Raw genomic sequence first — 17,206 nt, 5'->3', positions numbered from 1 at the left:
CTATTTAGCAAGCTCGAAAACTCATCGGGTCAGCTCGTTCAGAAGTGCTCACGGGGGTCGAAAGCGGCCTTTTCAGCCAGCGCCTGCCACAATGCCTTGACCTCATCGTCTCCAGCCTTAGGCATCACAGCCTTGAGCTGGATAAACAGATAACCGCGTTGCCCGGCCTTGTTCAACAAGCCATGGCCCTTTGCGCGCATGCGTTGGCCGTTCTGGCTGCCGGCCGGCACCTTGAGGTTAATCTTGCCGGTAAGGGTCGGCACTGCGACTTCCGCGCCCAACGCCAGCTCCCACGGGGCCAGCGGCAGGTTGATGATCAGGTTTTCGCCATCCACCTCGAACTTGGCGTGCGGCGCAAACTTGATGATCAGGTACAGGTCGCCATTGGCACCACCGCCCACACCCGGTGCGCCCTGGCCCTTGAGGCGGATGCGCTCGCCATCGGCCACACCGGCCGGAATCTTCACATTCAGGCTCTTGACGGTATTGCTGACATGCCGGCCAGACGCATCGTATTGCGGCACCTGGAAGCTGATCTGCTTGGACTCGGTGGACAGCGTTTCCTCAAGGGAAACGCTCAGTTGCATCTCCACATCCTGGCCCTTGCGCCCGGTAGGACGGCGCTGGCCGCCGCCAAAGGCGTCGCCGCGCGCGCCGAAGATCGAGCTGAAGAAGTCCGAGAAGTCGCCCGTGTCCTGGCCACCGCCATAACCACCACGGCTCTGCCAGCCCGGTGGCCCCTGGAACGGCTGGCCATGCTGGCCGTATTTACGCAGCTCATCGTACTCGGCGCGTTTGTCGGCGCTTTTGAGCGCCTCATAGGCTTCGGACGCGTCTTTGAATTTCTCTTCGGCGTCCTTTTCCTTGCTCACGTCCGGGTGATACTTGCGTGCGAGCTTGCGATAGGCGGCCTTGATTTCCTTGTCATCGGCGCTCGGCTCGACACCCAGAATCTTGTAATAGTCTTTGAAATCCATCGGCGGTTCACCATCCTTAATCGAGATCGCACAGCCCGGGGCACAACGTGCGCTGCTTTGCACCTGTTGAGTGGTGTGGCCTGGGGGTGCGTCAAAGTGTTATCGGCGCTAGCCGTATGCAACAGATGTGGGGGCAAATACCCAGCTTTCAAGCACGATTTAGCGGATAGTCGGCCTACGCATCTGCGCGCGAGTGACATACACTGCGCGGCCGTTTTTTAACCGGAACCTGGAAGACATGAACAACACATCCCCAGCCCGTGCCTGCGGCATCGACTTCGGCACGTCCAACTCCACCGTCGGCTGGATCCGCCCCGGCGAGGAGACGCTTATCGCGCTGGAGGACGACAAGATCACCCTGCCGTCGGTGGTGTTCTTCAACTTCGAGGAGCGCCGCCCGGTGTACGGTCGCCTGGCGCTGCACGAATACCTGGAAAACTACGAAGGCCGGCTGATGCGCTCGCTCAAGAGCCTGCTGGGTTCCAAGCTGATCAAGCACGACACCAGCGTGCTCGGCACGGCCATGCCGTTCACCGACCTGCTGGCGCTGTTTATCGGCCAGCTCAAGAGCCGCGCCGAAGCCAACGCCGGTCGCGAGTTCGAAGAAGTGGTGCTGGGCCGCCCGGTGTTCTTCGTCGATGACGACCCGATGGCCGACCAGGAAGCTGAAAACACGCTGGTGGATGTGGCGCGCAAGATCGGCTTCAAGGACATCTCGTTCCAGTACGAGCCGATTGCGGCGGCGTTTGACTATGAGTCCACCATCGAGAAAGAAGAGCTGGTGCTGATCGTCGACATCGGCGGTGGTACGTCTGACTTCTCGCTGGTGCGCCTGTCGCCGGACCGTCGTCACAACGACAACCGCCAAAGCGACATCCTCGCCACCGGCGGCGTGCACATCGGCGGTACCGACTTCGACAAACAGCTGAGCCTGCAAGGCATGATGCCGCTGTTCGGCTATGGCAGCCGCATGAAAAGCGGCGCCTACATGCCCACCAGCCACCACATGAACCTGGCCACCTGGCACACCATCAACTCGGTGTACTCGCAAAAATCCCAGCTGGCCTTGGGCAGCATGCGCTACGACATCGAAGACACCGGCGGCATCGACCGCTTGTTCAAGCTGATCGAACAGCGTGCCGGGCACTGGCTGGCCATGGAAGTGGAAGAAACCAAGATCCAGCTGACCCACGAAGACAGCCGCCACGTGGCCCTGGACCGCATCGAAAAAGGCCTGAGCGTCGACCTGAGCCGGGCATTGTTCGAGTCGTCCATCGACGCGTTGCTGGAGCGTGTGCGCAACAGCGTCACGCAACTGCTTAACGATGCCTCGGTGAGCGTGGCCCAGGTGGACACGGTGTTCTTCACCGGCGGCTCCAGCGGCATTCCGGCGCTGCGCCACAGCATCTCGGCGATGCTGCCGAATGCACAGCATGTGGAAGGCAATATCTTCGGCAGTATCGGCAGCGGTCTGGCGATTGAGGCGAGCAAGCGTTACGGCGCAATGGAGTAGATCGTTCCCACGCTCCGCGTGGGAATGCATCCTGTGACGCTCCGCGTCACGACTTCAACAGCGGACGCAGAGCGTCCAGGGCAGCATTCCCACGCAGAGCGTGGGAACGAGCTAACGGGCCAGTTAAACCATCCCCGCCAGCTTCAACTCACTCTTCAAATACGCATAATAAATCGGCCCCGCCACCACACCCGGCAGGCCGAATGCGGCTTCAAACACCAACATCGCCAGGAGCAATTCCCAGGATTTGGCACTGATCTGCCCGCCGACGATGCGCGCGTTGAGGAAGTACTCGACCTTGTGGATCACGATCAGATACCCCAACGCCGCCACCGCCACCCAGATCGACAGCGACAGCGCGACGATGGTGATCAGGGTGTTGGAGATCAGGTTGCCGATCACCGGCAGCAGGCCGACCAGGAAGGTCAGCACGATCAGGGTTTTGGTCAAAGGCAGGTGAATGCCGCAGAGCGGCAACACAACCGCGAGAAAAATCGCAGTGAAGGCCGTATTGAGCGCGGCAATCTTGATCTGGGCGAAGACGATATTGCGAAACGCCTGGACCAACAGGTGCAGGCGGTCGAACAGCGCGGCCGCCAGGGGTTTGCGCTTGGTCAGGTCGGGCACTCGCTGCAGGGCGATAATGGCGCCGAGCACCATGCCGATCAGCAGGGTGACGAACATGTGGGCGGCGTCTTTGCCGACCAGTTGCAGCTCGCTCAGGTGTTTGCTCAGCCAATCGCCGATGGCCACGCGGAATTCGGCGGCACTGGCGGGCAGGTAGGCGTCGACGAACGGCGGCAGTTGCCCGCGCGCGCGGTCGACCACGCCCATGAATTTGTCCAGGGAAGCCCCGGGGTTTTCCGCTTCGTGGAGCAGAAAGCTGATGGCGCCGGCAAAGATCAGGGTCAACACGCTGACGATCAAGGTGCCCAGCAACGCTACTGCCAGCCAACGCGCACGCCGGCCTTCGATCAGCCGCTGCAACTGCGGGGTAAGCATGTTGACCAGTTCATAAACCAGCAGGCCGGCCAGCAAGCTCGGCAACAGCTTGAGCGGCAGGACCAGCAATAGCCCGCCGAAAATGATGACGCAACTGACCAGCAACAACACGTGACGCTGAGAAAACGTTGGCATACAGCCTCAAAACGAACGGCGTTAAAGGATGGGCAGTCTGCCAGCCTTGAGGGAATCAAGCGAGAGGTCTGAATTGCGAACACCGTCAGTGTGGGAGCTGGCTTGCCTGCGATGGCATCACCTCAGTCTGGCTGATGCACCGCGGCGTCTGCATCGCGGGCAAGCCCGACTCCCACATGGGATCTATGTTGTTAGCTGCCTTTGAGGCAGGTGCTCATAAAGGTTTTACGCGCATCGCCAGCCAACGCCTTGGTTTTCGCCGAGGCATTGCAGTCTTTCATTTTCTGCTGCTGTGGGGTCAGGGTCTTGGCATCGTTGGCAGCTGGCGCCGACAGGCAGGTCTTCATAAAGGCCTTGCGGTCATCACCTTTGAGCGTCTTGGTGGTCGCTTGTGCATTGCAGGTGGTCATTTTATTTTGCTGGGCTGTGGCAGCGAAGCCTTGGGAACACAGCAGCAGGCCCATCATCAACAACGGAATACGCAGCATCTTCATGGAGTTTTCTCCCTGTTACCGCACCAAAGGGGCACGGCCTACGCAGCAGTGTAGTCAAAACCTGTTACATCTTCAGCGTCCGCGAATATTCGACCGTCGGTACTGCTCCGGGGTGCAGCCGGCGTGACGCTGGAACATGGCGATAAACGCCGAGGCCGTGCTGTAACCCAAGTCAAAGGCTACATGTTGCACGCTGCGGTCGCTGTCCAGGGCTTCGATGGCGGCAAGATAGCGCAGGCGCTGGCGCCATTCGCCGAAGCTGATGCCCAGCTCGCGCACAAATTGGCGTGCCAAGGTGCGCTCACTCACATGCACCTGCTCCGCCCACTGCGCCAGCGGGCGATTGTCGCCAGGGTCGGCCTGCATGCCTTCGAGCACGCCGAGCAGCCCGGGGTGGCGCGCGTAAGGCAGGAAGCAATCATGCATCGGTGCCTGTTTGAGCTGGTCCACCAGCACCTGGGCCAGGCGTATATCGGCCTCACTTTGAGGAACATTGACGTCACGCTGGGCAAAATCGCTGAGGATCGCCTTGAGAATGTCACTGATCGCCAAGGTGCACGGCGCCTGCGGGAGTTGCGCGCACAATGCCGGGGCCAGGCCCACGGAGCGATACACAATCGCCTGGGCGTTGTAGGAGCTGTGCTCGGTATTGGGTGGGATCCACACCGCGTACTGCGGAGGCGACATAAAGCGGCTGCCGGCCACCTCCATGCGCATCACGCCATTGGCCGAATAGTCCAGCGAGCCCCAGCCATGCCGGTGCGGCGTACACTCGGTGTCGGGCGCAAATTCGGAGTAGCGGAAGTAGACCGGACTCGGCAGGCTGCGAAAATCCGCGAGGCGTACGGTGTGTCTGGCCATATTGTCTGGATACAAAGGTCGGTTGTCTGGATCGCAGTATAGGCTTCTATCCAGACAGGGGGATAATCGCGGCTCATCAACACACCTGGTTTCTTTCGATGCAATACGCGTACCCCCTGCTGGCCATCTTTATCTGGGCCGGCAACACCGTGGTCAACAAACTGGCCGTGGGCTCGATCTTCCCCGCAGAAATCGGCTTTTACCGCTGGTTGCTGGCGGCATTGCTGTTTACCCCATTCATGCTCAAGCCGGTGCTGGCCAACTGGGCGCTGATCCGCCCGAACCTGGGCAAGATCTTCATCCTCGGCGTGCTGGGCATGGCGGTGTATCAAAGCCTGGCCTATTACGCCGCGACGCTGACCAGTGCCACCAACATGGGCATCATCCTGTCGCTGATGCCGTTGATGTCGCTGACCGCTGCCATCATCAGCCTCGGCCAACGCCTCACCTTCGGCGCGCTGACCGGCGCAGTGCTGTCGTTCGCAGGCGTTGTCGTAGTGGTATCAGCCGGCAGCCTCGGCGCGTTACTGCAACACGGGCTCAACCTGGGTGACGCCATGATGCTGTTCGCCACCCTGGCCTACGCGGTCTACAGCACCCTGCTGAAAAAATGGCATTTGCGCCTGCCGCCGCTGGTGTTGCTGTATTTGCAGATACTGGTGGCGGTGGTGGTGCTGTTTCCGCTGTTCCTGTTCTCGGCCAAGGCCGGCTTGGGCTGGGCGAATATCCCACTGGTGCTGTACGCGTGCCTGCTGGCGTCGATGCTGGCGCCACTGGCGTGGATGCACTCGGTGAAACACCTGGGGCCAAGCCGCACCACACTGTTTTTCAACTTGCTGCCGTTGATTACCGCATTGATTGCGGCGGTGGTGCTGAAGGAAAAACTGGCGATGTATCACTTGGTCGGCGGCTTGCTCACCTTGGGTGGGGTGATTTTGTCGGAGCGTTGGATTACGCCGGTACGCCGTGAGGTTGGCGTCGCCTGACAGATCGCTATCGCAGGCAAGCCAGCTCCCACATTCGACCGGGTTCCAACTTTGGAATGGGGCCAACTGTGGGAGCTGGCTTGCCTGCGACGAACGATAACCCGGTCTCCCGGTTAAACCCCAGCCGCCTTCAGCCGCCGCGCATGCTCGACAAACAACCGGATCGGCTCGGCGCCCTTGCCCACCAACCCCAAGGATTGGTTGACGATATCGAAGTGATCCAGGGCGTAGTCATCGCCGATGACCGTGCCCAGGTGCGAGCTGTAGCGCCCGACCATGCCGTCACACTGGCCCTTCTCGCGCACAAAGCTGCGGGCGAACAACCGGCAACTGCGATTCGTGCCGTCCAGCAGGTTGCGCCCACGATCGGTCTTGCCCGGCTGCAAGGTGCCGGACCACGAGTAATAACGCACGCCATTGACCACCTCGGCGCCCTGCCCGCCCCAGGTTTCGGGCAGCCCTTGGGGATACTGGCGGTTAAACAAGGCCACACCGTCACGGGTCAGGGATTGGTGCGAGGCCTGCAAATCGGCCTTGAAGCGCGGGCCGCGATAGCCGGTTTCCAGCAGGCCCATCACCCAGGCAACCAGGTGAAACACCGCGCTCATGAGCCTGCCTTTCACGCTGTCAGCCGGGTAATGGGCGTGGATATGGTCCGCCAGCTCCGAGCCATGGTTGGGGCCAGCCACCGACGTCACTGACGCCACCCACTCCGGGCGCCTGGCGGCGGCATAACGCGCGGTGAGCGCGCCCTGGCTATGGCCGATCAGGTTGACCTTGTCGGCGCCGGTCTCGCGACGAATCTGCGCAATGTGTACCAGCAACTGCTCGCCACGCACCTCGCTGGAATCCAGCGGCGCCACCTGAACGGCAAATACCTGCGCCCCACCCGCCCGCAGCGCCGGGACAATCCCGTACCAGTAAGGGAAAAAGCCTACGCGCACAAAGCCCAGCATGCCGGGTACCAGCACCAGGGGGTAACGCGTGGCGAGGGAATCGGGCATAGGGCGGACATCCTGGTAGGGGAAGCGATAACGCCATCCTAGACCACCCGACATGACTGCCCCATGACTGTGCCGTTTAGAAGTGTCCGGTCAGGCGGTGTGAAATCCGATAAAACTTTTTGCGCTGCCCGGGACTCACAACTTGGAGTGATCACGCCGACAGAGCGTGGCGCAAAACCGGATTAGCACCAGGAGATTGAGATGACCCAAGCAAACTTGACCGACGTTGCAACCCTGCGCAGCCGCGCCCGCCAGCACGTCGAGAACGGTGCCGTGACCGAAGGCTACGACGCCGACCGTGAGGAAATTATTCGCCTGCTCAATGAGTCGCTGGCCACTGAACTGGTCTGCGTGTTGCGCTACAAGCGTCACTACTTCATGGCCAGCGGCCTGAAAGCCAGTGTCGCGGCCGATGAGTTCCTGGAGCACGCCACCCAGGAAGCCGAACACGCCGACAAACTGGCCGAACGCATCGTGCAGTTGGGCGGTGAGCCGGAGTTCAACCCCGACCTGCTGTCGAAGAACTCCCACGCCCAATACGTGGCCGGCAATACCCTGAAGGAAATGGTCTACGAAGACCTGGTGGCCGAACGGATCGCGGTGGACAGCTATCGCGAAATCATCCAGTACATCGGTGATAAAGACCCGACTACACGTCGAATCTTCGAAGATATCCTGGCCCAGGAAGAAGAACACGCCGATGACATGGCGGATATTCTGCAGGACCTGTAACGCGCTTCACCGCTGAACCCCATGTGGGAGCGGGCTTGCCCGCGATAGCAATCTAACAGTCAGTGCCTGTATCGACTGTTACACCGCTATCGCAGGCAAGCCAGCTCCCACATTTTTTTGCGCCGGGTCCTGATCGTTCCCACGCTCCGCGTGGGAATGCATCCAGTGACGCTCTGCGTCACATCCCCTATAGGAGCGGACGCCTTACTTAACGGTTTTCGGCGCCTTGCCTTCCTTCATCTGTTGCAGCAACGGTGCGCACTGGTTGGGCTCGTCACCGCTCGGAGCGACCAACGCCAGCAACCCGGCAGCCGGGCCGGCGATTACGCCCAGCGCGACCATGCCGGCACCCCGCAACATCAGCGGCACGGCCTTTACACCCGCATTAGGCTTGATAAACGGGCCATTGACGTACAACGGTGAACGCAGGGAGAACAAGCGAAAGCCCTTGGACTCTGGCGTGATGGTCAAGTCCAACTGCTCGGTCGCCATGTTCGCCGTGCCATCGATATAGATAATCGCGTTCTCGGTATCGAACACAAACAGCCGCGTCGTCGCCAAACCCGTCTTGATGCCAAAGTCTGCCGCCGCGCAGTTGATCTTCACTTCCTTGTCGCCAAACAAGCGGCCCACCACGTAGTTGCCCACGTTGAGCCCGGCAATTTCCATCAGGCCGCGGCTGATGGCGCCGTCATTGATCAGCATTTTCAGGTCACCGTTGGAGGTGCCCAACAAGGCCGCCACGGAGTTGCCGCGCCCGGAAATATCAGCGTCGCCGTTGAGCTCACCAAAGCTGGTCTTCATCGGTTCGAACGTCGGGAACAACTGTTTGAGCTTGAAGTTGCGTGCAGTCAACCTGGCACGGCCTTCCATTGGCGTGATGCGCCCGTTCAAGCGAATCTGCGCATCCAGCTTGCCACCCGCCACGCCAAAGCGCAGGGGTTGCAGGCTCAGCTCGCCATCGTTGAGAACCAAGTGGGTGTAGAGGTCTGTGAACGGCAAGTCGGCGCTGTGCACGATACGTTTGCCGGTGAATTCCACATCGGCGTCCATGTCGCGCCAGCGCTCGGTGCGGAACTCTTCCACCGGCAGCACTTTGGTCGCCGGTTGCTTGCTCTCGCCACCACGGGCCTTCTGTTTGGCGTTGGAGTCGGCACCGATCAACGGTGCAAGGTCGGTCATCAGCAGTTGGTTGGACACCAGCGTACCGCTGAGCTTGGGGCGTGGCTGGCTGGCGACGTAGTTGAGGTTGCCGTGGATATCACTGTTGCCGATCTTGCCGTTGAAGTTTTCATAGGTGAATGACGCGCCGCTGGCCTCATGCAGCTTGGCGATCAGATGGCCGTCGGTGGAATAGGCCGGAGAATCGGGCAGCGTCACGCCGGTCAGCGGGTAAAGGTTGCCCAGGCTACTACCGGACAGTTTCAACCGCAGGTCCAGGGCGCCAAGGTTCAGCGGATCGGTCAGGGTGCCGGCCAGTGCGATGCTGGTGTCGGCGATTTTCACTTGCGCTTGCAGCGGGAACGGCTTGGCCGCGTCCTGCAAGGCCAACAGCCCGCCTATCTTGCCGGTGCCATCGAGTTTCTGGCCGTGGTACTGGCCTTTGACCTTGAGGCCGAATGCGTAGTCCTGCGGCGCCGAGCCTTTTTCCAGGGCCTTCTTGGCATCCGCGTCGCCGACGATTTCACCGAAGGGAATCGGCTTGCCAAGCAGGTCGATGATCACATCCAACTGGGTCTTGAGGGTTTGGTCGTCGAGGGTCACGTGGCCCTTGTCGAAACCGATGGAGCCGATGTCCACCACCCAGCTGGAAGGCTCGGCGTTGGGGTCTTTGGGGTCGAACTTGAAGGTCCAGTTGGCGCGACCGTCGGCAAGGCGCTGCAAGTCGGCGCTTGGCTCGGTGAGGTCGATACGCGGGATCACCACGCGCTGAGCCAACAGCGCCAGGGGCGAGATGCGCAGCTCAACGCGTTTGAGCGTGACCATCTGCGGTTTTTTTGACCAGTCCGGGTTGCCCAGGGTCAGGTCTTCGGCAATCACATGCGGCCACGGCACCCAGGCACGCCAACCGCCTTCATCGGCCTCGCGCGCCCACACCACGGCGAGGTTGCCATTAATGGCAAACGGGCGATGCAATTCTTCGGAGACCTTGGCATTGAGCGGCGGCTTGATGCGGTTCCAATCAAAGAACACCAGCACCAAGACCACGATAGCGATTAACACAGCGAAGCTGGCGCAGCTCCAAAACACGATTTTACGAGTGCGCGTCATTGCACAGGACTCCTCAACACAGATAGCAAAACTAAAGCTTATAAGGCTACGACTGGCAAACCGCCGGGGGGTTTAACCCGATCAGCGATTTAGTCGCAAAAAGCCACATTCCTGATCGACAAGACAGTTTTCATCATCGACAGCGCACCATTGTTACCCAGGTTCGTGTCGAAAATACCCACCACGGTGCAAAAGCGCGGGCTTGAGAGGCGCGTTCTAGAGCCTCTGCGGGGAACAATCAATTCTGTTGATTATTACCATTGTGTTTATGAACTTTTATATCGACTTCTCGAGAGTAACATTAGCCCTGTACCCACTTTATCGCCCTCCCAAGGAGCAACCCATCATGAAACGCCAAATACTCGCTACTGTTCTGCTGTCGGTCCTGGCTTCCAGCGCATTTGCCCTGCCAGCCGCTGAACAAGCTACCCCACAGAACAAAGCTCAAGCCGTTCAGTCGAGCCAGACCCTGGCCCGCAGCGGTTCGCAAGAAGACGAAAACCGTGACTACGCCAAAGGCGCCGTTGCTGAAAACGGTCGCAACCGCCTGGAAGAGAAAGGCCTGGTAGAAGGTGGCGCTGAACAAGCCAACAAACGTGCTTACACCGAAGGCGTTGCTGAAGGTGGCCGTGATCGCCTGGAACAAAAAGGCCTGGTAGAAGGCGGTGCTGAGCAAGCCCACAAACGCGCTTACACCGAAGGCGTTGTTGAAGGCGGTGCTGACCGTCTGCAAGAACTGCATCAAGCACAGAGCTAACCCCGTGGTGGCCGAGAAAAAAGCCCGATCTGAAGATCGGGCTTTTGCTTTTATCTGACGCTTATCTGAACTGCATCACACCCCAACACCCCGCCAAGTTCGACGTAGCTGAAGCTGTTTTGCTAGAGTGCGTCGCTGTACTTGCCGACAAAGCCCGCCCGCCAATGCTGCCCCGCGCCGAACAGAAGCAACAGACCCGCCTCGCCTTGATGGACGCAGCCCGCCATCTGATGGAGTGTGGCCGTGGGTTCGGCAGCCTGAGCCTGCGCGAAGTGGCCAAGACCGCCGGGATTGTACCGACCGGGTTCTATCGTCACTTTGAGGATATGGACCAGCTGGGGCTCGTGCTGGTCAGTGAAGTCGGCCAGACCTTCCGCGCCACCATTCGCCTGGTCCGTCACAACGAGTTCGTGATGGGCGGCATCATTGATGCCTCCGTGCGGATCTTTCTGGACGTGGTTTCAGCCAACCGTTCGCAATTCCTGTTCCTGGCCCGCGAGCAATACGGTGGCTGCCTGGCCGTGCGCCAAGCCATCGGGGCGCTGCGTGAAGACATCACCAGCGACTTGGCTGCCGACCTTACGTTGATGCCCAAGCTCCAGCACCTGGATGCCGACGGCTTACATGTGATGGCCGACCTGATCGTCAAGAGTGTGTTCGCCACCCTGCCCGACATCATCGACCCACCGGCCCAGGCCCTGCCTGCCCACCTTACGCCCCAGGCGAAAATCACCCAGCAACTGCGCTTTATCTTTATCGGCCTCAAGCATTGGCAAGGGCTGGGCAGCACCGAATAAGCCCGGTCAGCCCGCCGTGTGGAAGCGCTTGGCGGTGGTGTAGTGCTTTTTCCAGTAGCTGTTGCTCAATGAATCGATACGCACGCGTTTGCCGGTGCTGGGCGAGTGGATGAATTTGCCCTTGCCGATATAAAGGCCGACATGGCTGACCTGTCCGCGCCCATTGCCTTTGAAAAATACCGCGTCGCCGGGCTTGAGCGCCTCGCGCTGAACAGTCGCGGCGCTTGATCGATGCATTTCTGTGGTGGTGCGCGGCAGGCGGATATTGGCTTCGGTCTTGAACAGGTAGACCAGGAAGCTGCTGCAATCAAACCCCTGGTTAACCTTGGTACCGCCGCTTTTATACGGCGTGCCGAGCAACTCATGGGCACGATCGATCACGTTGTCGATGGTGGCGGAGGGTTCGAAGGCCACAGGCGCTTTTAAATTGGCAGAGGCCGGTATGACGGCGCAGGACAAGCTGAGAATAAGTGAAACCAAAAATACTTTGAACATGATCGGCGTCGCAGAGGATTAAACACGGCGCACATCGTAATGAAACAGCGCGTAACTTTTTGAACGGCAAATCCTTCAATCACGTAGGACAAATCCGAGAAAAATCCAGTGCGAAACAGGTGAAGGAAATTTCATCCTTCACGCAACGGTTCTCAACGAAAAGCGCCCCCATCCAGTGCTATAAATCCAATAGCGCACCAATTTGAAGCGCTACCGCCATTGGCTGACGCCCTATTCGGTGGCATGTCCGTGCTTGCCTACAGGGATTTCCCGCCCATACACACGGTTGGCAAGCCCCTTGCTCTAGCTCATTTATCGCTCATAGCTGGAAGCCTCCTGATGCTGGTGATCCACCGCCGAATCGCCCCCCAAGCCCTCTGGGCCGCCGAACTGCTGCTGAACTTCGAAGCCCGCAGCAAAAGCCGCCTGCGCTGTTTCAGTGCCGACGGCGAAGACGTCGGCCTGTTTCTGGAGCGTGGCCAGCCGCCGCTGCACGATGGCGAATGCCTGCAAGCGGAAGACGGGCGCGTGGTACGCGTGGTCGCCCGCCCTGAACAGCTGCTGCACGTGACCTGCAGCAACGCCTTTGAACTGACCCGCGCGGCGTATCACCTCGGCAACCGCCATGTGGCCTTGCAAGTCGGCGACGGCTGGCTGCGCCTGCTCGATGACTACGTACTCAAAGCCATGCTCGAACAGCTCGGCGCCACCACGCAAACCCTCGAGGCTCCGTTCCAGCCGGAACACGGTGCCTATGGCGGTGGCCATCATCATTCGCGTCATGGCGATGAAGACTTCAATTACCCGCCCAAACTGCACCAGTTCGGCGTGCGTCTATGAACCCAGCCTGGGCGCTGTTGCGTCTGGCCAGTCCGCAATTGCCGATTGGTGGCTACAGCTATTCCCAAGGCCTGGAGATGGCGGTGGATAACGGCCGCGTCAATGATGCAGCCAGCGCCCGGCGCTGGATCAGCGACCAGTTGCTGCTCAACCTCGCCCGTTTTGAAGCGCCGCTGTTGCTCGCCCATTGCCGCGCCGCCGCCGAACAGGATTGGCCGCATTTGGCGCAGCTGTGCGAAGAGCACCGCGCCAGCCGCGAGACCCGCGAGCTGTATCAGGAAAGTCGCCAAATGGGCTATTCCCTGCAACAGCTGCTCAACGGTTTACCGGAGCTGGACGACGCCGCGCGCCACTTTCTGGCCCAACGTGATGAACCCCACCTGGCCCTGGGCTGGGCTTTGGCCGCCCGCGCTTGGCATATCAACCCCGATGACGCCCTGGCCGCGTGGCTGTGGAGCTGGCTGGAAAACCAATTGGCGGTGCTGATGAAAACCCTGCCGCTGGGCCAGCAAGCCGCCCAACGCCTGACCAGCCAATTGCTGCCCCTGTTGCAACAAGCCCAGCAGGACGCGGCACGCATCGACCCTCCCCATTTCGGCAGCGCCGCGTTCGGCCTGTCCCTGGCGTGTATGGCCCATGAGCGCCAATACAGCCGCCTGTTCCGTTCCTAGGAGACCTACATGAACACACAACCTTTGCGTGTCGGCATCGGCGGCCCAGTGGGCTCCGGCAAGACCGCCCTGACCCTGGCGCTGTGCCTGGCGCTGCGCGACCGCTACAACCTAGCGGTGGTCACCAACGATATCTACACCCGCGAAGACGCGGATTTTCTGGTGCGCAACCAGGCACTGGCGCCCGAGCGCATCATCGGCGTGGAAACCGGCGGCTGCCCGCACACGGCGATTCGTGAAGATGCCTCGATCAACCTCGAAGCGGTGGACCAACTCAACCGCCGCTTCCCCGGCCTGGACCTGATCCTGGTGGAGTCCGGCGGCGACAACTTGTCGGCCACGTTCAGCCCGGAACTGTCAGACCTGACCATCTACGTGATCGATGTGTCTGCCGGTGACAAGCTGCCGCGCAAGGGCGGGCCCGGTATTTGCAAATCCGACTTGCTGGTCATCAACAAGATCGACCTGGCGCCCCTGGTCGGCGCCTCGCTGGAACTGATGAACAGCGACACCACACGCATGCGCAACGGTAAGCCCTTTGTGTTCAGCAACCAGAAAACCGGCATCGGCCTGGATGAAATCGTCGCCTTTATCGAACGTCAGGGTTTGCTGACTGCAGCCTGATCACACCCCCAAAAGGAGCCTGTATGGGACTCAACAAAATTCTTGCAACCGCCGCCCTGCTGCTGGCACCGGCCCTTGCCTTCGCTCACCCCGGGCATGGCGATAATGGTCTGGTGGCCGGTATCAGCCACCCATTGGGCGGTATTGATCATTTACTGGCCATGGTCGCAGTCGGGTTGTGGGCCGCGCAGCAACAAGGCAAAGCGCGCTGGGCACTGCCTTGCGCGTTTGTCGGCACCATGCTGGTGGGCGGCCTGCTCGGCTTTGAAGGCCTGGAACTGCCGGCGCTGGAAAGCGGGATTGCTGCCTCGGTACTGGCGCTGGGCTTGGCGGTAGCGCTGGCAGTGCGGCCGCCGTTGTTTGTGGCGGTGGCGGCGACGGCGTTGTTTGCGCTGTTCCACGGCGTGGCGCACGGCCTGGAGCTGCCGGACATGTCCAGCCCGTGGGCGTATGCGGCCGGCTTTGTGGCCGCGACGGCGGCGCTGCATGCTGCCGGGTATGCGGTGGTGCGTTTCCTGCCGGCTGCTGCGGCGCCGCTGGTACGGGTTGCCGGGGCAGCTTCGGCGGCAACCGGGGTTTGGTTGCTGGCGGGCTGATTTGCGTCGCTGCTGAGGCACCCATCGCAGGCAAGCCAGCTCCCACCTTTGACTGTGTTCACAGATCCAAAGGTGGGAGCTGGCTTGCCTGCGATGGCGGTGGCACAAACACCACAGAACTCAAGCCTGCTACCATGCGCGCCTACACCTCTGCCGTGACGACGCCAGCCGATGCCCATCGCTTCCCAACCTTCCTTGAATGCCGTGCTCACGCACTTCCACACCCTGATCGTGCCGCTGTGGCAAGGCCCGGGCTGGAACGCCGACTTGGCGTTGCCCTACGAGGCCGTGGACGCCAATCACCAGCCATTGCCCCCGCAACGCTACCGCGCCATGGCCTGCGCCCGGCAGTTGTACCTGTTCGCCAGCCTGATCGGCGAGCCGGGTGCAGCGTTTGCCGAAGAGCGTGCAGCGGCGCTGTTTCGTTCGCTGCAACGGCATTTTCATGATGCCGAACACGGCGGTTGGTTTTACAGCATCGACGCCCACGGCAAACCGCTGGACAAGCGCAAGGACCTCTACACCCACGCTTTCATCATCTTCGCCTGCGCCCACTATTGGGCCAAAGTACGCGAGCCGTTGGTGGAGTCGGTACTCGATGCGGCCCTGGCCGTGGTCGCCGAACGTTTCGCCACCGGCGACGGCCTGTACGAAGCCGTATTGGAGCGCAACTGGTCATCGCTCAAGTCCGGCCCACTGCAAAACCCACTGATGCACCTGGCCGAAGGTTTCCTCGCCACCCTGGCCGTGCGTGAAGACGCGATCACCCAGGATGCGTTGCTGGACCTCGCCACCGCCCTGCAGAAGCGCTTCATCGACCGCCAGCACGGCGTGATGATGGAAAAACCGCTGGGCGCTGTGGATAACTGGTTTGAGCCAGGACACCAGTTCGAGTGGTTCTTTTTGCTCGACTCTTCAGAGGTACTGCGCGGCACACCCTTGCATGCCTCGCTGACGCGGGCATTTGCCTATGCAGAGCTTAAGGGTGTGGATAAGTTAAGTGGCGCGGTCAGCGGCATGCTCGCGCTGGATGGCAGCGTGCGCGACGGCACGCAACGGATCTGGGCACAGGCTGAATACCTGCGGGCGCTGACCTTGCGGCCGGGCAGTGAAGCGGTGTTGCAACGCCAATTGCTGGCGCTGCAACAGAACTTTTTGCATGAGAAAGGCTGGCATGAGTGCCTGGATGCCAAGGGCGCAGTGAGCCGGCGGGATATGCCGTCGACTACACCGTATCACTTGGCGACTTGCTATCAGGGGCTGATCCAGCATCTGGGTTGACCTTTAGTGCCTCATCGCAGGCAAGCCAGCTCCCACATTTTGATGTGTGAACACAGTCAAATGTGGGAGCTGGCTTGCCTGCGATAGCGGTCTACCTGACTGTCATGCAATCCACTTGCGATCCCCAGTAAAACTGATCGTCAGCCAGCGCGCCGCATCCGGCGTACCCAACCCTGTGGATATCTCCTCGCGCAGCCCATCAAGCGTCGCCACGTTATCTACCGGGTAATTGGCCGGCAACACCACATGAATCTCGATAAACCGCGCCCGCCCGTGCTTTTGCACGTAAGACACGTAGTCATCAAAACCGTGCTTGGCCTGGGCGGCATCCATCACTTCGCGCACTTTGTCATCCAAGTGGTCCGGGGCAATGCCCAGCACCTCACGCAACGCCGGGCGCAGGATCTTGAACGCCGGCGCCAGCATGCTCAGGGCCAGCAGAATCAGGATCAATGGGTCGACATACACCGCCCACTCGCCATAGCCCTGGGACTTGAGCAACAGCGCAGCGAGGAAGCTGATCAGCAAGCCCACCGACAGCATCGCGTCCACCAGCCAACTGATGTTGTCGAACTGGATCAGTGAAGATTTGAGCTTGCGATTGCGATAGCGCACGTAGAAGAAGTAGGCAAACTCAACCACGGTAAACACTGCCGCGTAGACGATCACCAGTCCCAACTCAATCTCACGCCCGCCATTGATGATGCCGAACACACCGTTGAGAAACGCGTAGATCGCGATCAACAACAGGAAGCTGCCTTCGATCAGCAGCACCATCGGCTCCAGGTGCCAGTAGCCGAACTGGAAGCGCTCGTTGCTTTTCTTGGCGATCAGCTTGGCCGTGATCAGCATCAACACCTTGATGGCGGTGGCGATCAGCGAGAAAAAGCCGTCGAACAGAATGGACTGGGCGCCAGATATCACACCCGTGACAATCCCGGCGATCGCGACCGCGAACATCAGAATCGTCGATTGTTTGAGCAGTGCCTGCTCACCTCGGTTACTCACATTTCCTCCCGTCAAAACCTTTAAACCGCACAGTGCGGAGGGGTTTTCAGGAGTGGAGTGTACCTTATGTCCTGTTTTGGCCGATTTGACGCCTTCTGAGACACTGGAAAACCTTGTGGCGAGGGAGCTTGCTCCCGTTGGGGCGCGAAGCGGCCCTAAGAT

The 17,206-nt window shown here is 60.4% G+C and carries 18 protein-coding genes; 10 read left to right on the top strand and 8 right to left on the bottom strand.

The window, feature by feature from the left end; all coding sequences use genetic code 11:
* Positions 1 to 38: 38 nt before the first annotated feature.
* Positions 39 to 977 carry a DnaJ C-terminal domain-containing protein gene (locus GIW28_RS10185; RefSeq protein WP_017136782.1) on the bottom strand — a complete coding sequence of 313 codons (939 nt, stop codon included), beginning with the start codon at positions 975 to 977 and terminating at the stop codon, positions 39 to 41.
* A gap of 238 nt (positions 978 to 1,215) precedes the next feature.
* Here GIW28_RS10185 and GIW28_RS10180 point away from each other — a divergent pair, with 238 nt between their 5' ends.
* Complete coding sequence (locus GIW28_RS10180) at positions 1,216 to 2,490, top strand: Hsp70 family protein (RefSeq protein WP_099548114.1); 1,275 nt, start codon at positions 1,216 to 1,218, stop codon at positions 2,488 to 2,490.
* 123 nt (positions 2,491 to 2,613) lie between these two features.
* On the opposite strand, the gene GIW28_RS10175 is transcribed toward GIW28_RS10180, so the two are convergent.
* The 3 genes from GIW28_RS10175 to GIW28_RS10165 form a co-directional block, all read right to left on the bottom strand.
* A complete protein-coding gene (locus tag GIW28_RS10175; RefSeq protein ID WP_017136784.1) occupies positions 2,614 to 3,627 on the bottom strand; it encodes an AI-2E family transporter in 1,014 nt (337 codons plus the stop codon).
* A 191-nt stretch (positions 3,628 to 3,818) separates the two neighbouring features.
* Positions 3,819 to 4,121, bottom strand: a complete 303-nt coding sequence (locus GIW28_RS10170; RefSeq protein ID WP_017136785.1) for a PsiF family protein — start codon at positions 4,119 to 4,121, stop codon at positions 3,819 to 3,821.
* A 72-nt stretch (positions 4,122 to 4,193) separates the two neighbouring features.
* A complete protein-coding gene (locus GIW28_RS10165; RefSeq protein ID WP_017136786.1) occupies positions 4,194 to 4,982 on the bottom strand; it encodes an AraC family transcriptional regulator in 789 nt (262 codons plus the stop codon).
* A gap of 98 nt (positions 4,983 to 5,080) precedes the next feature.
* On the opposite strand from GIW28_RS10165, the gene GIW28_RS10160 reads away from it, so the two are divergent.
* Complete coding sequence (locus tag GIW28_RS10160) at positions 5,081 to 5,968, top strand: DMT family transporter (RefSeq protein ID WP_138449247.1); 888 nt, start codon at positions 5,081 to 5,083, stop codon at positions 5,966 to 5,968.
* Between the two features lie 113 nt (positions 5,969 to 6,081).
* Here the strand turns inward: GIW28_RS10160 and GIW28_RS10155 are convergent, their stop codons facing one another.
* Positions 6,082 to 6,972: an esterase/lipase family protein gene (locus tag GIW28_RS10155; RefSeq protein WP_170040318.1), complete on the bottom strand. Its 891-nt coding sequence runs from the start codon at positions 6,970 to 6,972 to the stop codon at positions 6,082 to 6,084.
* Positions 6,973 to 7,173: 201 nt separating this feature from the next.
* On the opposite strand from GIW28_RS10155, the gene GIW28_RS10150 reads away from it, so the two are divergent.
* Complete coding sequence (locus GIW28_RS10150; RefSeq protein ID WP_017136789.1) at positions 7,174 to 7,704, top strand: ferritin-like domain-containing protein; 531 nt, start codon at positions 7,174 to 7,176, stop codon at positions 7,702 to 7,704.
* Positions 7,705 to 7,908: 204 nt separating this feature from the next.
* On the opposite strand, the gene GIW28_RS10145 is transcribed toward GIW28_RS10150, so the two are convergent.
* A complete protein-coding gene (locus tag GIW28_RS10145; protein WP_236447306.1) occupies positions 7,909 to 9,975 on the bottom strand; it encodes an AsmA family protein in 2,067 nt (688 codons plus the stop codon).
* A gap of 346 nt (positions 9,976 to 10,321) precedes the next feature.
* On the opposite strand from GIW28_RS10145, the gene GIW28_RS10140 reads away from it, so the two are divergent.
* Entirely contained in the window at positions 10,322 to 10,732 is a 411-nt protein-coding gene (locus GIW28_RS10140) for a hypothetical protein (protein WP_099548110.1), read from the top strand.
* Positions 10,733 to 10,896: 164 nt separating this feature from the next.
* Positions 10,897 to 11,529 carry a TetR family transcriptional regulator gene (locus tag GIW28_RS10135; RefSeq protein WP_017136792.1) on the top strand — a complete coding sequence of 211 codons (633 nt, stop codon included), beginning with the start codon at positions 10,897 to 10,899 and terminating at the stop codon, positions 11,527 to 11,529.
* Positions 11,530 to 11,535: 6 nt separating this feature from the next.
* On the opposite strand, the gene GIW28_RS10130 is transcribed toward GIW28_RS10135, so the two are convergent.
* Entirely contained in the window at positions 11,536 to 12,024 is a 489-nt protein-coding gene (locus GIW28_RS10130) for a C40 family peptidase (RefSeq protein ID WP_017136793.1), read from the bottom strand.
* Between the two features lie 339 nt (positions 12,025 to 12,363).
* On the opposite strand from GIW28_RS10130, the gene ureE reads away from it, so the two are divergent.
* The 5 genes from ureE (at position 12,364) to GIW28_RS10105 (ending at position 16,036) form a co-directional block, all read left to right on the top strand.
* A complete protein-coding gene (ureE, locus tag GIW28_RS10125) occupies positions 12,364 to 12,864 on the top strand; it encodes an urease accessory protein UreE (RefSeq protein WP_017136794.1) in 501 nt (166 codons plus the stop codon).
* Positions 12,861 to 13,535: an urease accessory protein UreF gene (locus GIW28_RS10120; RefSeq protein ID WP_099548109.1), complete on the top strand. Its 675-nt coding sequence runs from the start codon at positions 12,861 to 12,863 to the stop codon at positions 13,533 to 13,535. The genes ureE and GIW28_RS10120 overlap by 4 nt, the downstream gene beginning before the upstream one ends.
* 9 nt (positions 13,536 to 13,544) lie before the next feature.
* On the top strand, positions 13,545 to 14,159 hold the full coding sequence (ureG, locus tag GIW28_RS10115; protein ID WP_017136796.1) for an urease accessory protein UreG: 615 nt from the start codon (positions 13,545 to 13,547) through the stop codon (positions 14,157 to 14,159).
* Positions 14,160 to 14,182: 23 nt separating this feature from the next.
* Entirely contained in the window at positions 14,183 to 14,755 is a 573-nt protein-coding gene (locus tag GIW28_RS10110; protein ID WP_017136797.1) for a HupE/UreJ family protein, read from the top strand.
* Between the two features lie 171 nt (positions 14,756 to 14,926).
* Positions 14,927 to 16,036 carry an AGE family epimerase/isomerase gene (locus GIW28_RS10105; RefSeq protein ID WP_017136798.1) on the top strand — a complete coding sequence of 370 codons (1,110 nt, stop codon included), beginning with the start codon at positions 14,927 to 14,929 and terminating at the stop codon, positions 16,034 to 16,036.
* Between the two features lie 102 nt (positions 16,037 to 16,138).
* Here GIW28_RS10105 and GIW28_RS10100 read toward each other — a convergent pair whose 3' ends face one another.
* The gene (locus tag GIW28_RS10100) at positions 16,139 to 17,044 is read right to left on the bottom strand and encodes a cation diffusion facilitator family transporter (RefSeq protein WP_170040310.1); all 906 of its coding nucleotides are present in this window, start codon (positions 17,042 to 17,044) and stop codon (positions 16,139 to 16,141) included.
* Between the last annotated feature and the right edge of the window lie 162 nt (positions 17,045 to 17,206).

The organism is Pseudomonas sp. PA-5-4B, assembly GCF_021606215.1.
Taxonomy (GTDB): domain Bacteria; phylum Pseudomonadota; class Gammaproteobacteria; order Pseudomonadales; family Pseudomonadaceae; genus Aquipseudomonas; species Aquipseudomonas edaphica.
Note: the sequence above shows the minus strand (reverse complement) of the source record. Positions and strands in the feature narration are given on the sequence as shown.

What these genes read in the sequence shown, in the direction of transcription:
- ureE (WP_017136794.1), top strand. Translation starts at nt 12,364, where the DNA reads ATGCTGGTGATCCACCGCCGAATCGCCCCCCAAGCCCTCTGGGCCGCC.
- GIW28_RS10110 (WP_017136797.1), top strand. Translation starts at nt 14,183, where the DNA reads ATGGGACTCAACAAAATTCTTGCAACCGCCGCCCTGCTGCTGGCACCG.
- GIW28_RS10180 (WP_099548114.1), top strand. Translation starts at nt 1,216, where the DNA reads ATGAACAACACATCCCCAGCCCGTGCCTGCGGCATCGACTTCGGCACG.
- GIW28_RS10105 (WP_017136798.1), top strand. Translation starts at nt 14,927, where the DNA reads ATGCCCATCGCTTCCCAACCTTCCTTGAATGCCGTGCTCACGCACTTC.
- GIW28_RS10165 (WP_017136786.1), bottom strand. Translation starts at nt 4,982, where the DNA reads ATGGCCAGACACACCGTACGCCTCGCGGATTTTCGCAGCCTGCCGAGT.
- ureG (WP_017136796.1), top strand. Translation starts at nt 13,545, where the DNA reads ATGAACACACAACCTTTGCGTGTCGGCATCGGCGGCCCAGTGGGCTCC.
- GIW28_RS10170 (WP_017136785.1), bottom strand. Translation starts at nt 4,121, where the DNA reads ATGAAGATGCTGCGTATTCCGTTGTTGATGATGGGCCTGCTGCTGTGT.
- GIW28_RS10140 (WP_099548110.1), top strand. Translation starts at nt 10,322, where the DNA reads ATGAAACGCCAAATACTCGCTACTGTTCTGCTGTCGGTCCTGGCTTCC.
- GIW28_RS10130 (WP_017136793.1), bottom strand. Translation starts at nt 12,024, where the DNA reads ATGTTCAAAGTATTTTTGGTTTCACTTATTCTCAGCTTGTCCTGCGCC.
- GIW28_RS10155 (WP_170040318.1), bottom strand. Translation starts at nt 6,972, where the DNA reads ATGCCCGATTCCCTCGCCACGCGTTACCCCCTGGTGCTGGTACCCGGC.
- GIW28_RS10145 (WP_236447306.1), bottom strand. Translation starts at nt 9,975, where the DNA reads ATGACGCGCACTCGTAAAATCGTGTTTTGGAGCTGCGCCAGCTTCGCT.
- GIW28_RS10120 (WP_099548109.1), top strand. Translation starts at nt 12,861, where the DNA reads ATGAACCCAGCCTGGGCGCTGTTGCGTCTGGCCAGTCCGCAATTGCCG.
- GIW28_RS10150 (WP_017136789.1), top strand. Translation starts at nt 7,174, where the DNA reads ATGACCCAAGCAAACTTGACCGACGTTGCAACCCTGCGCAGCCGCGCC.
- GIW28_RS10160 (WP_138449247.1), top strand. Translation starts at nt 5,081, where the DNA reads ATGCAATACGCGTACCCCCTGCTGGCCATCTTTATCTGGGCCGGCAAC.
- GIW28_RS10135 (WP_017136792.1), top strand. Translation starts at nt 10,897, where the DNA reads ATGCTGCCCCGCGCCGAACAGAAGCAACAGACCCGCCTCGCCTTGATG.
- GIW28_RS10175 (WP_017136784.1), bottom strand. Translation starts at nt 3,627, where the DNA reads ATGCCAACGTTTTCTCAGCGTCACGTGTTGTTGCTGGTCAGTTGCGTC.
- GIW28_RS10185 (WP_017136782.1), bottom strand. Translation starts at nt 977, where the DNA reads ATGGATTTCAAAGACTATTACAAGATTCTGGGTGTCGAGCCGAGCGCC.